Origin of the sequence: Tepidibacter mesophilus (genome assembly GCF_002724055.1) — a bacterium.
Lineage (GTDB): Bacteria > Bacillota > Clostridia > Peptostreptococcales > Peptostreptococcaceae > Tepidibacter_A > Tepidibacter_A mesophilus.
The window spans coordinates 1-3,756 of the sequence record NZ_BDQY01000048.1; the positions used below are offsets into that span (position 1 = coordinate 1).

General features: G+C 27.5%; 4 protein-coding genes and 1 pseudogene. All 5 read left to right on the forward strand.

The window, feature by feature from the left end:
• The coding region (locus tag Tmeso_RS16635) for a TreTu family toxin (protein WP_456300382.1) at positions 1-956 on the forward strand (956 nt) is incomplete at its 5' end.
• Position 957: 1 nt separating this feature from the next.
• Complete coding sequence (locus Tmeso_RS16755) at positions 958-1,293, forward strand: hypothetical protein (RefSeq protein WP_207653866.1); 336 nt, start codon at positions 958-960, stop codon at positions 1,291-1,293.
• Positions 1,294-1,713: 420 nt separating this feature from the next.
• Positions 1,714-2,328: pseudogene (locus tag Tmeso_RS15665) on the forward strand (IS6 family transposase).
• 358 nt (positions 2,329-2,686) lie between these two features.
• The gene (locus Tmeso_RS16640) at positions 2,687-2,854 is read left to right on the forward strand and encodes a hypothetical protein (RefSeq protein WP_187296413.1); all 168 of its coding nucleotides are present in this window, start codon (positions 2,687-2,689) and stop codon (positions 2,852-2,854) included.
• 387 nt (positions 2,855-3,241) lie between these two features.
• Positions 3,242-3,756 (forward strand): RHS repeat domain-containing protein (locus Tmeso_RS15670; protein WP_145993177.1); only part of this gene is annotated, 515 nt, incomplete at its 3' end.

Sequence of the window (3,756 nt, forward strand, 5' to 3'; positions counted from 1 at the left end):
ACAAAAATAAAATAGCAACAGGTACAAAAAATAGAGAAAAAACATTACAAATGGTTAAAGATTTCAACTCAGGAAAGAAATCATCTATACCAAAGCAAGCGCCAGTAAAAAAAACAATTAAAAAACCTAAACCTAAACCTAAACCTAAACCTAAACCTAATAATAGTACAAAAACTAATAGAAAAAATCAACCAAAAGTAAATACTATAAATAAAGTTACTAAAGAAGTTGTAAATAACAAAACTAATAATAATTCAAATTGGAGTTGTGGCTTAAATGTAAATGAAGGTAATAAAGAACCAACTAAGAACAGGTATGTATTTGATTTAGAAGCAACAAATAAGTATTCTAGGTACGTACAAGCCAATTACAATAATCCAGATAGGATGACATTTGAAGAATTTTTAGAAGCTAACCCACAACTAGTTAGGACAAAATCTGAGTATATTGAAACACAAATAGATAGAGCAGTTAATACAACGGCTTTATATATGTCTGGATATGAATTAGTTAAATTAGGAGAAAACGCTTATAATTATAACAATTTGAATAAAGGGAAGGCTAAACTTGATCAACCTGTAGCAGGAGATAATATAGGGGGTAATCTTATAGCTAAGGGGGTTACACAAGCTGAAACGACAAGAGTAGGAAGATGGATGTCACAGGCTGAATATGACAAAATGTTAGAAACCAGTAGAGTGCAAATGTCGCTAAATGGAAACAAAACCTATGTTGCTAACCCAGCTGATATTAGTGCATTTCCATCAGCACCAAAAGGCTCTATTTATGTAGAGTTTGATGTTGATGTCAATTCTGTTCTTCAAGCAGGTAAAGAAGGTTGGTCACAAATCCCAGGTCCGGGTTCTTTAACTGACAGATTAAATCAGAAAAAAGGATTGCCTCCAATTACAGAAATGCCTAAAGTAAAAAATATAAAAATACTAGGAGGAAATTAGCATGAATAATAATGATATCTTGTTTAATAAAATAAGGACAGAAATAATTAAGTGGATAGAGGATAATAAAAGCAGATTTGCAGAAGAAAGAATTAATGTAGAGGTAGTAAATAATAGTGATAGTTACTCTGCTGTATTTGATTTTAATAATTGCATGGCGGAAATAGATATTAATCAACCTGACTTTGCACCATATAGATATGTATCACTTGAGGTAGTTGCTATTGTGGATAACACATCAAAGTTAATTTATTCATGGTATGATGATGATAGTACAAATATTGAGGAAATATTATTTGAGTTAAATAAAGGTATTAAATATGCGTCTAACTATTAAATTATATAATCAAGTTCAAGAGAAGAGTCATATTAATGAATTATTTAGTATGTTGAAGAAAAAATACAAAATTAATAAATAACATTGTGTAACTTGATTCAAAAATATTATTATATTAACTGCAAAAAACTATAATTATATATAGTAATAGTAAAACTATGGAAAGTTATAAGTGAAAATACTGCATAATCTAAATAATGTAGTGAAAAGATGAAATGAACTAGCTGAAATTGAGTAGGCTAGTTTATTATTTTTTAGTGGATAACATATGCTATAAATACATCATTTAAAAGAACTATATTAAAAATCAACGTTAACACATCAGAAAGCAGAGTTTTAAAAGACTGTGAACAAGAAGGTTCTGGTGCAAAAAGTAGAATAGTGATATAATGATTTCAAAAAACATGAATTGGAGAAAAAATTATGTCACAAAATCTATTTAAATGGAAGCACTATGAATCAGAAATTATTCTTTTATGTGTGAGATGGGTGCATGAATATTCTCCAATTATTGATGAGAAAATAAGAAACCATTTAAAAGAAACAAATGATTCATGGAGAGTAGATGAAACATATATTAAAGTTAAGAGAAAATAGAAATATTTATATAGAGTAGTCGATTCAAAAGGAAATACAATTGATTTTTATCTTAGTGAAAAAAGAAATAAAAAAGCTGTAAAGAAATTTTTCAAGAAAGCTTTAGAATCTAGTCATAATCAACAACCAAGGGTGATAACGGTAGATAAAAATCAAACATATCAGGTAGGTATACCAGAACTTATGTATAAAGGAGATATAGATTGTAGAACAAGTATAAGGCAAGTTAAGTATTTAAATAATATTATAGAACAAGACCATAGGTTTATAAAGCAGAAGATAAATAATATCTTAGGATTCCATAGTTTTGAAACAGCAGAAAAAACTATTTGTGGAATCGAAGCAATGAACATGATTAGGAAAGGGCAGGTTGAAGAAATTCAATGTGTCCTTTCTGAAATTGAATTCATAAATAAAATTATGAGAGTTAAGGCATAAGGAAATATTAAATTCGATAGGCATTTTTTACAAATTATAATTTTGCACCAGAACCCAAGAATAAGGCAAGTTAAGTATTTAAATAATATTATAGAACAAGACAATAGATTTATAAAACGGAAGATAAATTTGATGGGTATTTTGTATAATTTATAGTTTTACACCACAACCTATGATGAGGTTTTAGTTAGTTGGGATGTAGATAAATTAACTGAACTTAAGAAGATTGATGAAATCAAGATAGAATACATCAAAAAGATAAAACAAATTAATATTAACTATAAAGAATCTATAGAAAAAACAAATAATTTGTCTAAAGGATATAATTAAAAGTCATATTATAAGAAGGGGTGTTTTAATGAATAAAATTATATATCTTGCAATCACATTATTTGGAATATTAATGGTTGTAATAAGTATTTTTTTTGATAAAAAAGGATTTGAATATGGTGAGGTAAGAACACTTACAACTATAGTAGGAGTATCCATAATAACAGTAGTTTTATTAGTAGTATATATGGTTTAAAGTTCAAGAGAAAAAGTACTATAGCAATAATAGTACCCAAAATATTGATAAAGAAGATGAGTATAAAAACTCTAATGATATTGACTAAATTACTAAGAAATATCATGCTACTATTAAATATGCATCACAATAGTTTTAAAGTTAGACTAAGGGAAAAGAAAGCTAGGCAAATTTTAAGAAATCCAGTAAGTAGAGATATACTATTATAATCTAATACAGTATACTAGAAAACTTTAAGAGGAATATATACCTCTGAAGGTTTTTTTTATTTTAATAAAATTACCTGCCCCTCCACATAAAACAGACTATGTATATGACTCAGTAGACAATCTAACACAAATACATAAATATAGAGCAGTAGATATAAATGAAACAGTAATACAAAGTGTGTATGAAAAAGAAGAAACAGTAATTAGCTCTGTATATCAAGATGATTCAAAAACAGTATTTGATGCTGTATATGATAAATACGACGGTGTAGATTTTGAGCCAACTTTATTTACATACGATAAAAGAGGACTAGTTACAAATGTAAAGGATGCAGAAGGAAAAGTAGAAATATATGAATATGATGGAAATAGAAATCTAATATCAGTAACAGATAAAGATGGATATGAAACAGATTATGAATACGACCCAATGAATCTATTAAAGAAAATAGATTATGATAATAAAAAACAAGTTGAATTCAAATACAATTCTGTAGGACAGCTAGTAGAAATGAAGGATTGGAATGGAACAAATAAATTTGACCTAGATCCTTTAGGAAGAATACTAAAGGTTACAGACTTTGAAAATAGAGTAACTAAGTATTCATATTCACCTACAGGAGAAAAACAATCAATAATATATCCTGATTCAAGTGAAGTAAATTATGAATATGACAAGCTTGGAAGACTAAC